Source organism: Promicromonospora thailandica, assembly GCF_024171955.1.
Lineage (GTDB): Bacteria > Actinomycetota > Actinomycetes > Actinomycetales > Cellulomonadaceae > Promicromonospora > Promicromonospora thailandica.
Genome location: NZ_JAMTCS010000006.1, coordinates 79,715 through 97,427, shown reverse-complemented (window position 1 = coordinate 97,427; position 17,713 = coordinate 79,715). Strand labels below are relative to the sequence as shown.

General features: G+C 73.2%; 12 protein-coding genes. 2 read left to right on the top strand and 10 right to left on the bottom strand.

Translation table 11 applies throughout. From position 1 onward, the window contains the following. The 4 genes from APR03_RS10910 to APR03_RS10890 form a co-directional block, all read right to left on the bottom strand. Entirely contained in the window at nucleotides 1-1,380 is a 1,380-nt protein-coding gene (locus APR03_RS10910) for a copper amine oxidase (RefSeq protein ID WP_253835591.1), read from the bottom strand. A 119-nt stretch (nucleotides 1,381-1,499) separates the two neighbouring features. Next, nucleotides 1,500-4,379: a choice-of-anchor G family protein gene (locus APR03_RS24835; RefSeq protein WP_308216485.1), complete on the bottom strand. Its 2,880-nt coding sequence runs from the start codon at nucleotides 4,377-4,379 to the stop codon at nucleotides 1,500-1,502. A 438-nt stretch (nucleotides 4,380-4,817) separates the two neighbouring features. Then, a complete protein-coding gene (locus APR03_RS25225; RefSeq protein ID WP_253835589.1) occupies nucleotides 4,818-7,145 on the bottom strand; it encodes a helix-turn-helix domain-containing protein in 2,328 nt (775 codons plus the stop codon). A 278-nt stretch (nucleotides 7,146-7,423) separates the two neighbouring features. Continuing rightward, nucleotides 7,424-9,208, bottom strand: a complete 1,785-nt coding sequence (locus APR03_RS10890; protein ID WP_253835587.1) for a bifunctional ADP-dependent NAD(P)H-hydrate dehydratase/NAD(P)H-hydrate epimerase — start codon at nucleotides 9,206-9,208, stop codon at nucleotides 7,424-7,426. A gap of 210 nt (nucleotides 9,209-9,418) precedes the next feature. On the opposite strand from APR03_RS10890, the gene APR03_RS10885 reads away from it, so the two are divergent. Next, nucleotides 9,419-10,390: a TIGR03560 family F420-dependent LLM class oxidoreductase gene (locus tag APR03_RS10885; RefSeq protein WP_253835585.1), complete on the top strand. Its 972-nt coding sequence runs from the start codon at nucleotides 9,419-9,421 to the stop codon at nucleotides 10,388-10,390. Nucleotides 10,391-10,459: 69 nt separating this feature from the next. Here the strand turns inward: APR03_RS10885 and APR03_RS10880 are convergent, their stop codons facing one another. The 4 genes from APR03_RS10880 to glmS all read right to left on the bottom strand — a co-directional run bounded on the left by APR03_RS10880 (nucleotide 10,460) and on the right by glmS (nucleotide 14,237). After that, complete coding sequence (locus APR03_RS10880; protein ID WP_253835582.1) at nucleotides 10,460-10,810, bottom strand: holo-ACP synthase; 351 nt, start codon at nucleotides 10,808-10,810, stop codon at nucleotides 10,460-10,462. 288 nt (nucleotides 10,811-11,098) lie between these two features. Continuing rightward, nucleotides 11,099-11,932 (bottom strand): alpha/beta fold hydrolase, encoded by an 834-nt coding sequence (locus APR03_RS10875; RefSeq protein ID WP_253835581.1) that lies wholly within the window; start codon nucleotides 11,930-11,932, stop codon nucleotides 11,099-11,101. Between the two features lie 25 nt (nucleotides 11,933-11,957). After that, nucleotides 11,958-12,314: a nucleoside triphosphate pyrophosphohydrolase family protein gene (locus APR03_RS10870; RefSeq protein ID WP_253835580.1), complete on the bottom strand. Its 357-nt coding sequence runs from the start codon at nucleotides 12,312-12,314 to the stop codon at nucleotides 11,958-11,960. 33 nt (nucleotides 12,315-12,347) lie between these two features. Continuing rightward, the gene (gene glmS, locus APR03_RS10865) at nucleotides 12,348-14,237 is read right to left on the bottom strand and encodes a glutamine--fructose-6-phosphate transaminase (isomerizing) (protein ID WP_253835579.1); all 1,890 of its coding nucleotides are present in this window, start codon (nucleotides 14,235-14,237) and stop codon (nucleotides 12,348-12,350) included. 99 nt (nucleotides 14,238-14,336) lie between these two features. On the opposite strand from glmS, the gene coaA reads away from it, so the two are divergent. After that, on the top strand, nucleotides 14,337-15,332 hold the full coding sequence (gene coaA / locus APR03_RS10860; RefSeq protein WP_253835578.1) for a type I pantothenate kinase: 996 nt from the start codon (nucleotides 14,337-14,339) through the stop codon (nucleotides 15,330-15,332). A gap of 25 nt (nucleotides 15,333-15,357) precedes the next feature. On the opposite strand, the gene APR03_RS10855 is transcribed toward coaA, so the two are convergent. Together APR03_RS10855 and glmM are read right to left on the bottom strand one after the other, a co-directional pair. Beyond that, complete coding sequence (locus APR03_RS10855) at nucleotides 15,358-16,134, bottom strand: DedA family protein (RefSeq protein ID WP_253835577.1); 777 nt, start codon at nucleotides 16,132-16,134, stop codon at nucleotides 15,358-15,360. 157 nt (nucleotides 16,135-16,291) lie between these two features. Then, nucleotides 16,292-17,656: a phosphoglucosamine mutase gene (gene glmM / locus APR03_RS10850; RefSeq protein WP_253835576.1), complete on the bottom strand. Its 1,365-nt coding sequence runs from the start codon at nucleotides 17,654-17,656 to the stop codon at nucleotides 16,292-16,294. Nucleotides 17,657-17,713 lie beyond the last annotated feature (57 nt).

Here is a 17,713-nt window from a genome sequence, read left to right as displayed (position 1 = left end):
TCAGCGGGGCGGCGACGGCCGGCCGTTGACGTCCTGGCGAGCCGGCGGCGGGTCGGCGCGCTGCGCGGTCAGGTCGCGCGGCGTCAGGGTGAAGCCCTGCCAGTGCATCTCCATGGGGCTCTGGTCCTCGTCGCGCGCCACGTGGTGGAAGCCGACGGCGACCCAGGTGACGACGTCGGACAGCGCGGCCCCGTCCTGCGCGAAGTCGAGCACGCCCGCCCCGCAGGTGCCCTCCTTGTTGGACGTGGCGAACAGCTGGCAGTCGTCGGCCTCGGTGAACGCGACGGCGTAGCCGGCGGCGTCGTCGCTGCCGCCGTCGGTGTGGTGGTGGTCCTGCGTGAGCTGGAACGGCGTGGTCGCACCCAGGTCCACCTGGTACGAGATCGGGTGCCCGTCCTCGTTGAGCACGTCCGGGTTGACGACGCGCCACCAGCGGCGGTCGGCCGCGCGCGCCGTGCCCTCGTGCGAGATGCGGGTCAGGCCGCCCTCGACGAGGGGCGCGCGCGGCCCCTGCTCACCGGTCGGCGCGGCGTCGTACTGCTCGACCACCTGGCCGCCCGGCCCGCCGAGCGCCCAGTGCACCCGCCACACCGCGTTGTGCGAGTGGCTGGTGGCGTAGTCCGACTCGCCGGGGCCGACCGGCCAGCCGTGCGCCGGGTCGTCCGCGTAGTCCTCGGGCGAGAGGTCGCCCGTCGCGCCCAGGTCGGACCGGACGGTGCCGTCGCTGCCGAACGAGTACTGGCTCACGTACTCGTACCAGCCCACCTTCGAGACGGTCGCGAGCCGCAGCTCCGTGCGCCGGGCCACCTCGGTGGCGGCACCCGTGCCGTCGTCGCTGCGGTAGGCGATGCCGCCGTCGACCTCCTCCTGGCAGAGCACGGGCCGCCGCTCGCCCCCGCCGCCCACCGAGCCGTCGCCGATCTTCGGCACGTACGTCTCCAGGCGGTCGCCCAGGCACTCGGTCTCGCTCAGCGACATCATGTGGCTGCCGCCGAACCCCTGCGTGGTAATGTCCTCGGTGTTGCGCAGGCCGGTGTCGTACGGCACCTCGAGCTGCCCGATCGACAGCTCGGCCAGCACCTGCACGGGCCGGGCGCCTGGAGGCGTGAAGTGCACGTCCTCGAGCACGAGCCCGCGTGCCGCGTCGACCCGCCAGCACATGGTCCACGTGGCACCGTTCCCCAGCTCCTGCGCCACCGGGTCGTTCTCGGCGCAGTCCACGTCGGCGGCACCCGAGGCCGCCGGGTCCTGCACGCGGGGCGCCGGCGCCGCGGGTATCGCGCGCTCCACGATCAGCACGGCGGTCACGACGAGCGCGAGGATCGCCGCGGCCGCGACCACCGTCGGCAGCATCCTGCGCCTCGGCGAGAGCTCTGGCACGTCCCTCTCCCCCTTCGGTCTGGTCCCCTACGGAAACCGGCCCGGTGCGACGAGGTCGCACCGGGCCGGCCTTGCTGTGCCGGGTTCACCGGGTCAGCGACCCGGTGAACCCGACGGGATCACGCGGAGCGCGAGTCGGTGAAGCGACCCATCGCCGTGGCGAACGCCTGGCTGATCTCCCGGCGACGCTTGATCATGACCGCACCGGCACCGAGGAGCAGGACCGTGGCGGCGATGAGGGCCGTCACGTTGGCGCCCGTGCTGGCGAGCGGGCCGTCGCCGGCCCCCGCGCCGTCACCGTCGCCGTCGCCGTCACCGACGCCCGCGGCAGCGGCGACCACGTCGAACGTGGCCATCGCCGAGTCGCCGGCGACCGTGCTGACCGCGAGGCCCTGGTGGCGACCGACGTCGAGCCGCTCGTCGACCGTGAAGGTCCACTGGACGTTGCCGTCCTCGTCAGCGGCCTGCGCCTGCAGCGCGAAGGACGTCGAGTTGATGAGACCCACGACCTCCTCGCCCGGCTCGAAGCCCGACGCGTAGAACGTCTGCTCCTCGCCCTGCGTGACGGTCGGCTTCTCGAAGCGCGCCGTCAGGTCGCGGCCGTCGCCGCCACCGGTGTTCTCGGTGACCACGATCGGGGTCTGCGCGCCCTCGCTGCCGTCCTCGGGCTCCGCGTCGACGATGATGACGCCGGGCTCGGTGCCCTCGGGGACGGTGATCGGGGTGGTGAAGCCGCAGTCCTCGTCCACCTTCACGGTGACCGGCTCGCCGATCTTGTTGCCCTCGGTGTCGAAGAGCTGCACGACCACGTTCACGCCGGCCGGGAAGCCGGTGCCCGTGACCTGGACCTCGTCGCCCGCCTGGACGACGGTCGGCTCGGCCGTGATGGTCGGGTCGGTGCACTCACCCGGGTTGTTGGTGTTCGGGTCGAGCACCTCGAGCGGCGCCTCGGCACCCTCGCTGCCGTCCTCCGGCTCGGCCTCCACCGTGTGGTCGCCGGGCTCGGCGTCCTCGGGGATGGTCAGGTCGGTGATGAAGCCGCAGGCCTCGTCCGGGGTGACCGTGATCGGGTCGCCGACCGGGTTGCCCTCGGCGTCGCGCAGCTGGACCGTGACCGGCACGCCGGCCGGGAAGCCCTGGCCCACGACGGAGACGGTGTCGCCCGGGTAGCCCGCGCTCGGCTCGACCGTGAGGGTCGGGTCCATGGCGCAGATGTCCGAGCCGGCGACGACGGCCAGCGGAGCCTCGGCGGCCTCGCCCGTCGTGTCGTCGGTGCCGACCACGGTGTAGTCACCGAGCTCGGCGTCCGCCGGGACCGTCACCGGGGTGCTGAAGCCGCCCTCGGAGTCCGTCTCGACCGGGATGGGGTCGCCCACGGGGTTGCCCTCGGGGTCGACGAGCTGGACGGTCGCGGTCGAGTCGGGCGTGTAGCCCTCACCGGTCGCCACGGTCGACTGGCCGGGGGCCACCGAGTCGGGGTTCACGGACAGGGTCGGGTCGATCTCGCCCGGGCCGCTGCCGTCGCCACCGATGCGCACGGCGGCGTTGCCCAGGTTGATCCGGGCGACCTCGTTGGCGGGCAGCAGCGCGATGCTCAGCGCCGACAGCTCGAACGACGTCTCCGCGGCCGCGGCGGCGGTGGAGGTCTGGGTCACGCCCTCGGAGGTGACCTGACGGTTGATCGTGATCGAGAGGACCTGGGCCAGCACGTCGAAGACCGGCGAGAGCAGCTCGCGGATCGGGGCGGTGACGGAGTCCGTCTTCAGGTCGTTGATCAGCAGCTCGAAGATGTTGTCACCCTCGTCGCTGATCACCAGGTCGTACACCGGGCCCAGGATCGGCGCGAGGGCCGGGCCGAGCGTGTTGATGGTGTTGACCAGGACCGTGGCGACCGGCGCCATGGTGCCCGTGCTGTTGTCGACGACCTCGGGGAAGTTGCCGTTCACGGCGTCCGCCAGGGGCAGCGACCACGACACGTCGAGGGTGCCGAGCGGGCCCTCCTCGTAGAACGCGATGTTGACCGTCACCGAGTTGAGGGAGTCCTCGATCGCACCGATGAGGATGCGGGTGACCTCCTGCATGAGCTCGTGCACGGTCTCCGCGATCAGCGGGTAGGTCGTGTCGTCGATGAGCTCGAAGTTCGGGGGCAGCTCGTTGAGGCCGCCCTCGGTCTCGTCCGGGTTGTCCACCAGCTTGTCGAGGTGGATCTCCAGCTGACCGGTCGACAGGTCGATCGTGATGAGCTGGTTGGCCGAGGTGATCGGCTCACCCACGACGGACTGGAAGAGGTTCTCCTGCATGTTGCTGTCGACGGTGATCGACGGCGTCGGGACGCCGGGGACCGCGTCGAACAGGCCCGTCAGGGCGCTGTCGTCGAGGTTCTCGTTGATGAGGTTCTCGACGGCGGTGTCGATGCTGCCGCCGATGTCGTAGATGGAGGACGCGGCGTCCTCGATCACCGGGGAGTGCAGGAAGAGGTCCAGGTCGGCCACGCGGTACTGGCCGAGGCCACCCACGCCGTCCTGGTCCAGGATCACGCCGTTCTCGGCCTTGACCTCGGCCGCACCGGCGCCCGCCTCCAGCAGGAGCTGGTCGACGATCTGGTCCGTGAGGCCGTCGACGCCCAGCAGGCGCGCGACCGACAGGACGTCCACGGACGCCTTGCCGAAGTCCTCGGTCTCGCCGTCCAGGGTCACGCCGCCGTCGGCGCCGGCGAGGCCGGACACCGCGTACGCGTCGAGCGAGGACGACGCCTCGCTCTTGCTGGCGAGCGCGCCGAGCTGACCGAAGTCGAGGATCTCGTCGAGGGGGACCTCGACGTCACCGAGACGGATGAGCTCCGAGCCGAGCAGCTCGACGTTGAGGTTGCCCTCGTTGGGGCCGGGGTTCGACTCCGAGCCGGCGTCCGAGTAGGCCGCTGCGAGCAGGGCCTTCTGGAAGAGCGTCGAGTCCAGCACGCTGGCGGCGGCCTCGGCCGGCTCCTCCGGGTAGTTGTCCACAGCAGCGACCGCGGGAAGTCCGGTGGCCGTGACCACGACTGCCGATGCCGCGGCCGTCGCCAGGGTACGGCGCCACGGGACGCTTCCCCTCCGGCGCCGGGACGGTACTTGCGTTCGGTTCAAAAGAACTCACTCCTCCATATTCACGCTTCAAGAAAAGCGTCCGGATCGGTACGTGATCACGTCCGGATCGGTCGGGGCGGTGGCACGTGCACACCGAAGGCCCGGGGTTCAGGGAACAGTGGTTCACAGGGACCTGCCAGGCAGGGCGGTAATCGTGCGTTGACGCAACACAACGCACATCCGGGTGCGTTCAGGACATACCGAGGCGTGACAAAGACATTGATCGGTGCGAGTGCGCAAGAAGTGAGTCTCGTCCGGAATGCCGGGTGAAATCCGGACCTGGCCGCGGGTGAAAAATCTGCGTTGCGGCGGCGGTCAACTACCGGCGAGCCACGCCGGCGGACGTGTCTCGGCGAGCCGCACGAGGTCCCGGCGGTCCCGGATCCCCAGCGTCGCGTAGGCCCGGCGCAGCCGGTTCACCACGGTCCGCTCCGAGACGAACGTCGCCTGGGCGATCTGCGAGTTGGTCGCGCCGTGCACCGCGAGCCGCACCATCTCCCGTTCGTGCCCGCCGAGCACCTCCCACTCGGGGCCGGCTCCGCCGTTCGCCTCGGTCTCGGCGAGGAACGTGTCGATGCCCTTGATCCACCCGGTCATGCCGGCCAGGCGCACCAGGGTGCGGGCCTCGTCGAGCATGGCGACACCTGCGGTGCGACCGCCGCGCGTCACGGCGTACCGGCCGTACGCGACGAGCATGCGCACACGCTGCCACGGCGACATCGGCGCCGGAGGCGTGTGCAGCGCGGCCTCGAACGCGGTCGAGCGCGCGCCCTCGTCGGCGAGCAGCGCGCAGAGCCGGGACCAGGCGGCGGCCACGTCCGGCGCGGCGCGCTCCTCGGGGGCGACGGGCGGGTCGATGAGCCGCTGGGCCCGCGGGCCCACCTGTCCGGGCGGCGTCGAGGTCAGGACGGCCTCGACGAGGTCGCAGCGCACCTGCACCCGGCCGCGGTACGGCCAGGCGCAGTGCTCGAGCGCGATGGTCAGCAGCGCCACGGCGCCCTCGGCCTGCCCGACGACGAGGTGCGCCGCGCCGAGGTCCGCCGCGTACTCACCAAGGGCGCGCGCCGACCAGCTGCCCGCCTGCGCCGGCATCGTGCTCACGGGCACGGTCCCGTCGACGACGGCGTCCGCCGCCGCGCGCATGCCGCGCGCGGGCAGCCACCCGTCGACCGACGGACGCAGCTCGGCCGCGTGCGCGAGGTGCGCACGGACGTCGGCCGCCCGGCCGTCGAACGCGGCCACGCGGGCCGCCGCGAGGTCACGGGCGACGATCTCGGCGACCGTCCGGTCCGCGGCCGGGCCGGAGTGGTCGGCGAGCAGCGCACGGGCGCCCACGACGTCCCCGAGCAGGAGCAGCGCGCGCACCTGGGTCTCGACGCCCACCCAGTCCTGACCCGGCGTCGGTCCGATCAGCCGCAGGTCGGCCCGCAGCGCGGCGGGGTCGGCCAGCGAGCCGGACTCCTCCAGCCGCAGCAGCGCCGCCGCGGCTCGCGCGCCCGCGGCGCGCACCGGCTCGGCGATGCCGTCGGGATCCCGCCACCAGAGGTGGTCGGTCCACTCGGGGCCGACGCCGGACGGCACCAGCGGGCCGGCGGCGTGGTCGGTCCACGCGCGGCCGGTCAGCAGGGACACCCCGACGGCACGCGCGGCCACGCGCGGGCGGCGCGACGCCGCCACCACGGCCCAGGTGCGCGCGGGCAGCTCGTCGAGGTGCAGGCCGTCGAGCGCGTCCTGGGCCACGCGGGGCCGGCCGGCCACCGCGACGGGGGTCTCCGCCTCGCGTGCGCCGAGGCTGTCCGCCTCCCGGGCCTCCCGGCAGAGCAGCGCCAGCAGCGGGTGCCGCACCGCCCGCTCGTCCCGGTGGGCGGACGTCGGGCTCAGCGGGGCCGCCGCCAGGGCCGCCGTCGTGGCCGGGTCGAGCCCGGCCAGCAGCGCCCGGTAGGCACGGCGCGCTGCCGAGCCCACGCCGTCGGGACCGGCCCAGGCGGCGTCCCCGCGCAGCTCGGCGGGGCTCAGCGACCCGGCGAGCTCGAGCGCGAGCCGCGGGTTGCCGGCGCTCCACCAGCGCAGGTGCTCGACGACGTCGGCGGCCACCGGGGTGCTGAGCTCCAGGTCGAGCACCCGGCGCAGGGAGACCCGGTCCAGGGGGCCGAGCTCGAGCACCTCCACGTCGTCCGAGAGCGGCTCGGCGGCGATGCTCCGCACGGCGGCGATCACGCGCCAGTCGAGGCTGTACGCCTCGTCGGCGAGGTGCTGGAGCCAGCGCGCGCGGTCGGCGGTGAGCACCCCGACGTCGTCGACGAAGAGCACGCGCGGGCCGGAGGTGCCGTCCGTGGCCCCGGCCGAGACGGCGCGCAGGAAGCCCGCCGCGTCGAAGTCGGCGTCGTGCTCCAGGTGGTCCGGCACGGACCACGCGGACAGGTCGATGCGGCGGTTGTTGTCGAGGTCGTGGGCCGAGGGCCGGGTCGAGCACGGCCGGACGACCCGCACCGCCGACGACCCGGCGCCGACCTGCCTCAGCGCCTGCAGCACCGTCGCGGTCTTGCCGATCCCGCTCAGCCCGCGCACGACCAGGACCGTCGGGTCCAGGTCGGTCGCGAAGTGCCCGATGACCCGCAGCTCTCGATCACGCCCGTGGACCACGTGGTCCCTCCCCCTGCTTCCTCCCTGGACCGCGACGTTCTCCGGCAATGCCGGGGGCACGGCCACGGAAGGCCCGTAGCTTGATGGCACGCAAACCCCAATTCGCGACTTCCATGAATATTGATGAGCAGCGCGTCAGGAGTCTATGGCAGGAGATGAATCGTGCAGATTGTGACTGTGGTACGGAAGTAATTCCGGAATGCCCTTTTCATTACATCAAACGAGCGGGCCCGGCATCTTCAACCGGGGCCCGCTCGTGTCTCGCCTGATCAGTCCGGTCAGGCGGGGTCCGCTCCGGCCAGCAGCTCCGCGACGACCGCGGGCACCGCCCGGGCGATCTCCAGGGCGGCCACCGGGCCGCCGGCGGACGCGCGGGCGGCGGCCCGCCCGTGCACCAGCACGGCGGCGGCCGCGAGGCGCGCGGCCAGCGTCTCGTCCTCGACCACGGCCCGCGACCGGCCGGCGAGCAGCGTCCCGAGGATGCCCGCGAGCACGTCGCCCGCACCCGCAGTGGCGGTCCACGCGGGCGCGTCGGCCTGCGCGTACACGTCACCCGGTCCGGCGACGACGGTCACGGCACCCTTGAGCAGGATCGTGCCGCCCGTCGCCTGGTGGGCCGTGCGCGCCCAGTGCAGGGGCCGGGCCTCCACCGCGGTTCGGTCCACCTCGTGCCCCAGCCCGCGCAGCAGCTCGGCCAGCTCGCCGGCGTGCGGGGTCAGCACCACCGAGGGCGGGAGCCGGTGCTCCAGCATCGTGAGCGCCCCCGCGTCGACGACGGCGGGCATCCTCCCGCCCGTCACGTCCTCGGACAGCACGCCGGTCACAGCCGCGAGCGCCCCGAAGATCCGGCGGGCCTGGCCGTCGTCGTCCGGGCCCTCGTCGTCCGGGTCGAGCGCGGGGACGCCGGGCCCGAGCACCCAGGACTGGACCCGGCCGCCGGCCACGACCACCTCGGGCCGGGCCAGGAGCACGCGCGTGCCGACCACCTCGGGCCCGAGGTAGCGCACCATGCCGGCGCCGGACAGGACGGCGCCCGAGGCGGCCAGCACCGCCGCGCCGGGGTAGGTGCTCGTGCCGGCGACCACGCCGACCGCGCCCCGCGTGTACTTGTGGTCGCGCGCGCCGGGCGCGGGCCACAGCGCGGCCACGTCGGCGGGCTCCAGGCGCAGCACGCGGCCCGCCGCCGGGTCCGTCGTGCCCCAGGCGTGGCGGGCCACACCGTTGCGCCGCGCCGCGCCGGAGGCCGGGGAGGCGGGGAAGCCGACGTCGACCAGCTCGACCTCGCCTGCCGTCTGCGCGGCGGGCGGCAGGAGCAGGCCGGGCTTGAGCGCGCCGAACGTCACGGTCCGGTCGGCGCGCAGCACGGGGCCGGGCACCGCGCCGTCGTCCACGCCGATGCCGCTGGGGATGTCCACCGCGACGGTGTACGGCCACCGGTCGGCGGCGGCGTCCCGGGCGTCGGCGAGCGCCCGGACCAGGCCGCCCGCGGGTGGCCGGAGGGCGCCGCGCGCGCCGACCCCGACGAGGCCGTCCAGGATCACGTCGGCGCCGAGCGCGAGCTCCACTACGGCGGGCACCCGCACGTCGGCGAGGCTCGCCGCCCGTCCGCCGGCCGCGCGGAAGGCGGCGAGGCCCGCCTCGTGCGCACGCGCCGAGGCGAGCACGGCGGTCACCGTCATGCCGCGCCGGACGAGGTGCGCGCCGGCGAACAGGGTGTCGCCGCCGTTGTTCCCGGGCCCGACGAGCAGCACGGCGTGCGCCCCGCGGACGTCACCCCGGCCTCCGGGCGCGCCAGCGTCCGCGGTGCGGCGGCCGACCACCCGGCCCGGCCGCACCCGGGCCTGCCCGGGCAGCCCGTCCGAACCGAGGCTGCCCCGCAGCCTGGCCCGGCCCTGCCGCGCACCGTCGGCCGTACCGGCCCTGCCCTCCGCACGCCGGAGCGCCACCTCCCGCAGCACCACCTGGGCCAGCCCGTACGCCGCCCGTGCCATGAGCGGCTCGCCGGCAGCGATCAGCGGCTCCTCCGCCTTGCGTATCTCGTCCGAGCTCCACGCGTCCTTCACGGTCCTATAGTGCCGCCTCCACCTCTGTCGCCGGTACAGAACCGGGTAACGATGCGACACCGGGCACCGCCGGCCCGACTGCCGGGATGGACCGTCCTGCCCCGCACGGGCAGGTCGGCATAGGGTCGGACCAGGCGATTCGGACTCTTCATCCCGCAGGGCTGGCGCCACGACCTCGTCGGCGTCGCGCCCGCCGACCAGTGGGCCACCATGCTGTCCCTCGTCCACCGCGCCGAGAACCAGGCCGCGGGCGAGGCCGTCCCGGGCGGCGAGTTCGCCTGGGAGTCGGCCTGGGTGTACGACCACTTCCACACCACACCCGTGCCGTCGACCGAGGCCACGCACGAGGCCTGGTCGCTCATGGCGGCGTTCGCGGCCGCGACGCAGCGCATCCGGCTGGGCCAGATGTGCACCTGCATGGCGTACCGCGAGCCGACGTACCTGGCCAAGGTCGCCTCCACGATCGACACGATCTCGGGCGGCCGCATCGAGATGGGCATCGGTGCGGGCTGGTACGAGCACGAGTGGCGGGCGTACGGGTACGGCTTCCCGAGCGCGGGCGAGCGCCTGCGCGCGCTCGACGAGGGCGTGCAGATCATGGCGAACATGTGGCGCACCGGATCCTCGGGCACGTTCGAGGGCACGCGCTACCAGGTCGACGGCGCGCTGTGCTACCCGCAGCCGCTGCAGCAGCTGCCGGTCGGCGACGGCGGCGCCGAGGTGCCCTCGATCCCGCTGTGGATCGCCGGCGGCGGCGAGCAGAAGACGCTGCGCATCGCCGCGCGGCACGCCCAGTACACCAACTTCGTCGGGACGCCGGAGGGCTTCGCCCACAAGTCGGGCGTGCTGGAGGGGCACTGCAAGGACCTGGGGCGCGACTTCGGCGAGATCACCCGCTCGGCCAACTACAACGTGGTGATCGGCGAGACCGAGGCCGACGTCGCCGAGCGGATGGCGTGGGTCGAGGCACACCTGCGCGCGACGACGCCCGACCAGGCCGAGCGGGAGATCGCCACCTGGCGCGGCGGTCTCCTCGTCGGCACGCCCGAGCAGCTCGTCGAGCGGCTGCAGGGCATGCGCGACCTGGGCCTGGGGTACGCGATCACGTACTTCCTCGAGGCGGCCTACGACCAGAGCGGCATCGAGCTGTTCGAGAAGCAGGTCATCCCGCACCTGCAGTGACGGCGCCGCCGGGCGGGACCGTGCGCTCCCGCCCGGCGCGCTCGCTGCCCCGCGATCACCCCTGCGCGATCACCCCTCCGCGATCACCATCGCCGACGCGATGCCCGCGTCGTGCGAGATCGTGATGTGCCAGGTGCGCACGCCGAGCTCGGCGGCGCGGGCGGCGACGGTGCCGGTGGCGTCGATCCGGGGCGGGCCCCCCACGGTGCGGTGCACCGTGACGTCGTGCCAGCGCAGGTTCCCCGGCGCGCCGAGCGACTTGGCGATGGCCTCCTTGGCGGCGAACCGCGCGGCCAGCGACGCGGCCGGCAGCTCCCGCTCGACCTCGGTGAACAGCTTCTCGCGCAGCCGGGGCGTGCGGTCGAGGGTCTCCATGAACCGGTTCACGTCGACCACATCGATGCCCGTCCCGATGATCATGGGCCCAGCCTAGGCCGGGCGCACCACAGCGACGGCCTTGCGTGACATGACCGTTTTGCGGCACCATATGCGCGTAATGCAGAGGTAAAGGTGGCGCCTGCACTGCGCAGCGCGCCACTTTTCATGCCGAGATTCCTGTTCACGCCGCGGAGGTTGCCATGCCGGAGGACGACGACAAGCTCCCCTTCCCCGTGGTCATGGTCGTCGTCTTCGGCGTCGTGATCGCCGCGATCATCACCCTCCTGGTCTTCGTCGCGACGGCGAGCTGAGGGCGACGCACCTGCGCCGTCACTCCGCGAGCGCCCCCTCGACGCGGTCCAGCCACTCCTCGACCAGGGCCCCGAAGAGGTCTGGCTGCTCGAGGTGCAGGGCGTGACCGGCACGGTCCAGCACGGCGTAGGTGGCGTGCGGGTAGTGCTCCAGGAGGCCCCAGGCGTCGCGGTACCCCGTCACGGAGTCCTGCCGGCCGACCAGCACCAACGCCGGGTTCTCGAACGGCTGCGCCTCGACCGCGAACGTGCCCGCGTAGTCCGCCGCGATCCGGGCGACGGCCTCCGGGTCGGCCGCGGCCTCCCCCGGATGGACCTCCTGGCGGGTCCGCTCCCAGGTGGTGCCCGTCTGCACCACGAGCACGTCCTCCGCGTCGAGCACGGCCGTCCCCACCTGTTCGGTGAGGGCGGGCTCCCGCACCAGCACGCGGTGCGCCGGGACGTCCCGGCGCTCGTGCACCGGGTCGACGACCGTCACGAGCACGGCCAGGCCCGCGACCCGGCCGGGGTCGGCCGCGGCCAGCCCGCGCGCCAGGTACCCGCCGTAGGACTGCCCGACCACCGCGTACGGCCCCTCGGGTACCAGCTCGCGGACCGCGCCGCGCAGCACCCGGAACACGTCGTCCGTCCCCGCGACGTCACCCGCCGCGGTGCGCCCCATGCCGGGCAGGTCCACGTAGACCCGGCGCCAGCCGGTCGCGCGGGCGCCGAACACCGGCTCGAACGCTCCCACCATCAGACGGTGGTCCACCGGGAACCCATGGACCAGCACCGCCGTCGGCACGCCGGCGCCCCGCGGCGGGCCCTCCTCCACGTAGTGCACCGTGACCCCGTCGACCTCCACGTACGGCATACCGCCCCTCTCGTCGGACCCGAGACTAGACGGAGCCACCGACATCCCGGATCCCCGCGGTGTCCTCCGGCCGTACGAGGTGCCGCCAGCGGAACCACTTGCGCTCCAGCTCCTCGCCGAGGTCCACGTCGAACCGCCGGGCCACGAGCAGCAGCTGCGCCAGGGCGTCCGCGACCTCACCGCGGAAGGCCGTGCGCATCTCGTCCTCGGTGAGCCCCCGGTCCCGCGAGCGCCCGGACAGGGTCAGGAACGCCTGCGTCAGCTCGCCGATCTCCTCCTGGAGCTTCAGCACGAGCCAGTCGTCGGTGCGTTCGACGCCGTGCACGCGCGCGTAGACCCGGCTGATGACCTCGACCTCGTCGGAGAGCTGCTCAAGTTCCACGCCGACGAGGGTGCCACAGCCAGGCCGACGGGCTCACTCGACGGTGACGGACTTCGCGAGGTTGCGCGGCTGGTCCACGTCCAGACCCTTCGCGGTGGCGAGCGCCATCGCGAAGATCTGCAGCGGCACCACGGCCAGCAGCGGCTGGAGCAGCGTGGGCGCCTGCGGGATCCAGAAGATCTCGTCGGCGTACTTCCGCACCTCGTCGTCGCCGTCCTCGGCGATGACCAGGGTGCGCGCCCCGCGCGCCCGGATCTCCTGGATGTTGGAGACCACCTTCGAGTGCAGCGAGTCCCGTCCGCGCGGGGAGGGCACCACGACGAACACCGGCTGGCCCTCGTCGATCAGCGCGATCGGGCCGTGCTTGAGCTCGCCGGCCGCGAAGCCCTCGGCGTGGATGTACGCGAGCTCCTTGAGCTTGAGCGCACCCTCCAGCGCCACGGGGAACCCGACGTGCCGGCCGAGGAACAGCACCTTGTCGGACTTCTCCATCGACCGCGCCGTCGCGCGCACGTACTCCCCGCGCTCGATGACCGTCTGGATCTTGCGCGGCATGGCCCGCAGCTCGTCGAGCAGCGCGCCGATCTCGTCGGGGAACTTGTTGCCGCGCAGCTGCGCCAGGTAGAGGCCGAGCACGTAGGCGGCGGTGATCTGCGCCAGGAAGGCCTTGGTCGAGGCGACGGCGATCTCGGGGCCCGCGTGCGTGTACAGCACGGCGTCGGACTCGCGCGGGATGGTGGAGCCGTGGGTGTTGACGATCGAGATGACCTTGGCGCCCTGCTCGCGCGCGTGCCGCACGGCCATCAGGGTGTCCATGGTCTCGCCGGACTGCGTCACGGCCACCACGAGCGTGCGCTCGTCGACGATCGGGTCGCGGTAGCGGAACTCGTGCGCCAGCTCGACCTCGACGGGGATGCGGCACCAGTGCTCGATCGCGTACTTCGCCACGTGCCCGGAGTAGGCAGCGGTGCCGCACGCGACCACGATGATCTTGTTCACGGCGCGCAGCACGGACTCGTCGATGCGCAGGTCGTCCAGCACCAGCGCGCCCGCGGCGTCCGTGCGGCCCAGCAGCGTGTCGGCGACGGCCTGCGGCTGGTCGTGGATCTCCTTGTCCATGAAGGAGTCGAAGCCGCCCTTCTCGGCGGCCGCGGCGTCCCAGTCCACGGTGTAGCGCTTGGCCTCGGCGGGCCTGCCGTCGAAGTCGGTCACGGTCACCGACGCGGGCGTGATGGTCACCACCTGGTCCTGGCCGAGCTCCAGCGCCTCCTTGGTGTGCGCGATGAACGCGGCCACGTCGGAGCCCAGGAAGTTCTCGCCCTCGCCCAGCCCCACCACGAGCGGGGAGTCGTGCCGGGCCCCGACCACCGTGTCGGGCGCGTCGGCGTGCACGGCCAGCAGCGTGAAGGTGCCCTCCAGGCGGCGGGCCGCGGCGGTCATGGCGGCCGTGAGGTCCTTGGTCTCGCGGTAGGCCTTGGCCACGAGATGGGCGGCCACCTCGGTGTCGGTCTCGGAGCGGAACACGACGCCGTCGGCCAGCAACTCGGCGCGCAGTCCGCTGAAGTTCTCGATGATGCCGTTGTGGATCACGGCGAGGCGGTCGCCGTCGGCCAGGTGCGGGTGGGCGTTCGCGTCGGTGGGTCCACCGTGCGTGGCCCAGCGGGTGTGCCCGATCGCCGCCGTCGCGGCGGGCAACGGGTCCTGGTCGAGCACCTCGATCAGGTTGGCGAGCTTGCCCGACTTCTTGGCCCAGGCGACGCCGTCCAGGCCGGGCGCGACGAGCGCCACACCGGCCGAGTCGTAGCCGCGGTACTCGAGGCGCCGCAGGCCCTCGATCGCGACGTCGAGAGGCGTGCCCGACGGCGCGAGGGCGCCGCCTGCCGCGGCGGCTGCTGTTCCGGTGTAACCGACGATCCCACACATGAGCGCGAGTCTATCGACCGCCCGGCACCGCCCCCATGACCGCGCTCACAGGCCGGCGACCCGTGGCCCGTGGCGATCCCCGCGCCGGCGTGCGGCACAATGCTGCAGGTGGTTTCCCAGTTCTCGTCGACGGACCTCAGCGAGCACCTGCTCGCCCTCGCTCCGTCCTCACCCTACGTGGACCTCGACCGGGCGGCGTGGAGCCGCCTGTCGGCGTCCACCCCGCTGCCGCTGACCGACGACGACGTCGAGCGCCTGCGCGGGCTCGGTGACCCGATCGACCTCGCCGAGGTCGACGCGATCTACCGCCCCCTGTCGCGCCTGCTCAACCTGTACGTGCAGGCCACCGGGGGCCTGCACGACGCGACGTCGACCTTCCTGCACGAGGAGCCGCCCCGCACGCCGTACGTCATCGGGGTGGCGGGCTCGGTGGCCGTCGGCAAGTCGACGACGGCGCGCGTGCTGCGCGAGATGCTCGCCCGCTGGCCCGAGACCCCGCGCGTCGAGCTCATCACGACCGACGGCTTCCTCTACCCGAACGCGGAGCTGGCCCGCCGCGGCCTCATGGAGCGCAAGGGCTTCCCGGAGTCGTACGACCGGCGGGCCCTGATCCGCTTCCTGTCGCGCATCAAGGCGGGCCAGGACGAGGTCCGTGCCCCGGTGTACTCGCACACCATCTACGACATCGTCCCGGGCGAGGAGGTCGTGGTGCGCAAGCCGGACGTGCTGATCGTCGAGGGCCTCAACGTGCTCCAGCCGGCGCGGCCCAGCGCCGTGGACGAGTCCACCGTGGCGGTGAGCGACTTCTTCGACTTCTCGATCTACGTCGACGCCCGCACCCGGAACATCCGGCAGTGGTACGTGGACCGGTTCCTGGAGCTGCGGCGCACGGCGTTCACCAAGCCGGACTCCTACTTCCGGCGGTACGCCTCGCTGTCCGACCAGGAGGCCACCGCCAAGGCGCTGTCGATCTGGGAGTCGATCAACGCGCCGAACCTCGAGAAGAACATCCTGCCCACGCGGGGCCGCGCCACGCTCGTGCTCACCAAGGGCTCCGACCACGCGGTGCAGCGGGTCCGGCTCCGCAAGCTCTGAGACCGCCTGTACGTACCCGTGAGGCTCAGGCGGCGGACGGCGGTACGGGCACCTTCACCGGGTCCGCCTCAGTAGGGTCCGGCGCGGCGGAGTCCGGGTCGACGGGTCCCGGGCCCGTGGGCTCCGGGTCGACGGGACCCGGGTCGAGGGGACCCGGTCCGGCCGCGCCGGGCTCCAGCACGACCTCCCGGTGCGAGAACCAACCGACCACCTTGTCGACCAGGAAGCCCATCGCGACGCCGAGCACCACGCCGATGACGATGGCGAGCAGCGGCTCGTGACCCAGCCACTGCGCCGCGACCAGTCCGATCCCCGCGGAGTACAGCGCCCACATGACCGCGGCGATCGCGGCGATCACCATGAACCGCCGCCGCGGATAGCCGAGGGCGCCCGCCGTCATGTTCACGGCCACCCGGCCGATCGGCACGTAGCGCGCCGCCAGGATGAACGAGGCACCGCGACGGGTCAGGGCCCGCTCCGCCCAGGCCACGGCGCGCCGTCCGCGCGGGCCGCGCAGGAAGGGCACCCGGTCGGTGCCGATCATGAGGCCGATCTGGTAGGCGATCTGGTCACCCACCCAGGCGCCCGCGGCCGCCGTCAGGAGCACCAGCCACATCCACGGCGTCCCTGTCGTGTGCGCCGAGACCGTCAGCGTGATCACCACGGACTCGCTGGGCAGCGGCGGGAAGAAGCCGTCGATGGTCGCGAACGCGAACATGGCCGGGTAGATCCACGGCGAGGCCGCCATCGCGAGGATCCATGCCTCGGTGGCGCTCAGGATCGTTGAGATGAGTTCGAGCACGGGACCTCTGAAGTCTCGGCCGGGCACTACCCGGGTGCGGGACGGCACCTCTTAGTGCCTGCGGCCAGCCTACGCACGGGGGACCCCTGAACGGCATCAGGGGTCCCCCTGGAAGAACCCCGCTTCCCAAGGTTTCACGCGGTGTTCACGGCTGGGCCTAGAGAGCCAGCCGCTCCCGCACCACGGCGGCCAGGTCCTCGGCCACCTTGTCCGCCTCGTCCTGCGACGGCGCCTCGACCATGACCCGCACCAGTGGCTCCGTGCCGGACTGCCGCAGCAGCACCCGGCCCGTGTCGCCCAGCAGCGCCGTCGCGCCGGCCACGGCCTCCTGCACGCCCTCGTCGGTACCGGCCCGCGACTTGTCCACGCCGCGCACGTTGACGAGCGTCTGCGGCAGCCGCTCGATCTCACCCGCGAGGTCGGCCAGGCGCTTGCCCGAGGCCTTGACCCGCGCGGCGAGGTGCAGCGCGGAGAGCACGCCGTCGCCCGTCGTCGCGTGGTCGGCCAGGATGATGTGCCCCGACTGCTCGCCGCCCAGGCTGTACCCCTGGGCTCGCATCTCCTCGAGCACGTACCGGTCGCCCACGGCGGTCTGCACCGTGGTGATCCCCCGCTCCCGCATGGCGAGGATCAGGCCGAGGTTGCTCATCACGGTGACCACCAGGGTGTCACCGGGCAGGCGACCCTCCTCCTTGAGCGCGGTGGCCAGGATCCCGAGGATCTGGTCGCCGTCGACGATGGCTCCCGTGTGGTCGACGGCGAGGCACCGGTCGGCGTCGCCGTCGAACGCGACGCCGAAGTCCGCCTCGGACGCCACGACGACGGCCTGGAGCTGCTCCGGGTGGGTGGAGCCGCACTTCTCGTTGATGTTCCGGCCGTCGGGGCTGGCGTTCATCACCACGACGTCGGCGCCCGCCGCGCGCAGCGCCTCGGGGCCCACCTCGCTGGCCGCGCCGTTGGCGCAGTCCAGCGCGATGCGCAGCCCTTCGAGCGGACGGCGGTCCGGGGTGGTGCCGACGCTGTCGGTGAGGTGCCGTACGTAGCGCTCCGCGGCGGCCTGGCCGTCGGTGCGGATCCGCCCGACGTCGGCGCCCGTGGGCCGCTCCCACTCCTCGCCGAGCGTGGCCTGGATCGCGTCCTCGACCGCGTCGTCGAGCTTGAGCCCGCCGCGCGCGAAGAACTTGATGCCGTTGTCGGGCATCGGGTTGTGCGAGGCGGAGACCATGACCCCGAGGTCGGCCTCCAGCTCCGTCACGAGGTAGGCCAGCGCGGGCGTGGGCAGCACGTTGAGCATCACCACGTCCACACCCGCCGACGCCAGCCCCGCCGCGACGGCGCCCGCGAGGAACTCGCCCGACGCCCGGGTGTCCCGCCCGACGACGGCCCGGGGCCGCGGGCCCAGCAGCTCGCCCTGCGCGGTCAGCACCCGCGCTGCGGCGACGCCCAGCTCCAGCGCCAGCTCCGCCGTGATGTCCTTGTTGGCGAGACCCCGAACCCCGTCGGTGCCGAACAGCCTGCCCATACCGCTTCTCCTCAGATCGTCCGCGTCCCACCGTAGTGGGCGTTCAGTGCGTGCAGA

Bases quoted from the DNA above. Each gene is read 5' to 3' on its own strand.
- APR03_RS10885 (WP_253835585.1), top strand. From the start codon at position 9,419: ATGCTGTCCCTCGTCCACCGCGCCGAGAACCAGGCCGCGGGCGAGGCC.
- APR03_RS10880 (WP_253835582.1), bottom strand. From the start codon at position 10,810: ATGATCATCGGGACGGGCATCGATGTGGTCGACGTGAACCGGTTCATG.
- APR03_RS10875 (WP_253835581.1), bottom strand. From the start codon at position 11,932: ATGCCGTACGTGGAGGTCGACGGGGTCACGGTGCACTACGTGGAGGAG.
- glmS (WP_253835579.1), bottom strand. From the start codon at position 14,237: ATGTGTGGGATCGTCGGTTACACCGGAACAGCAGCCGCCGCGGCAGGC.
- coaA (WP_253835578.1), top strand. From the start codon at position 14,337: ATGCTGCAGGTGGTTTCCCAGTTCTCGTCGACGGACCTCAGCGAGCAC.
- glmM (WP_253835576.1), bottom strand. From the start codon at position 17,656: ATGGGCAGGCTGTTCGGCACCGACGGGGTTCGGGGTCTCGCCAACAAG.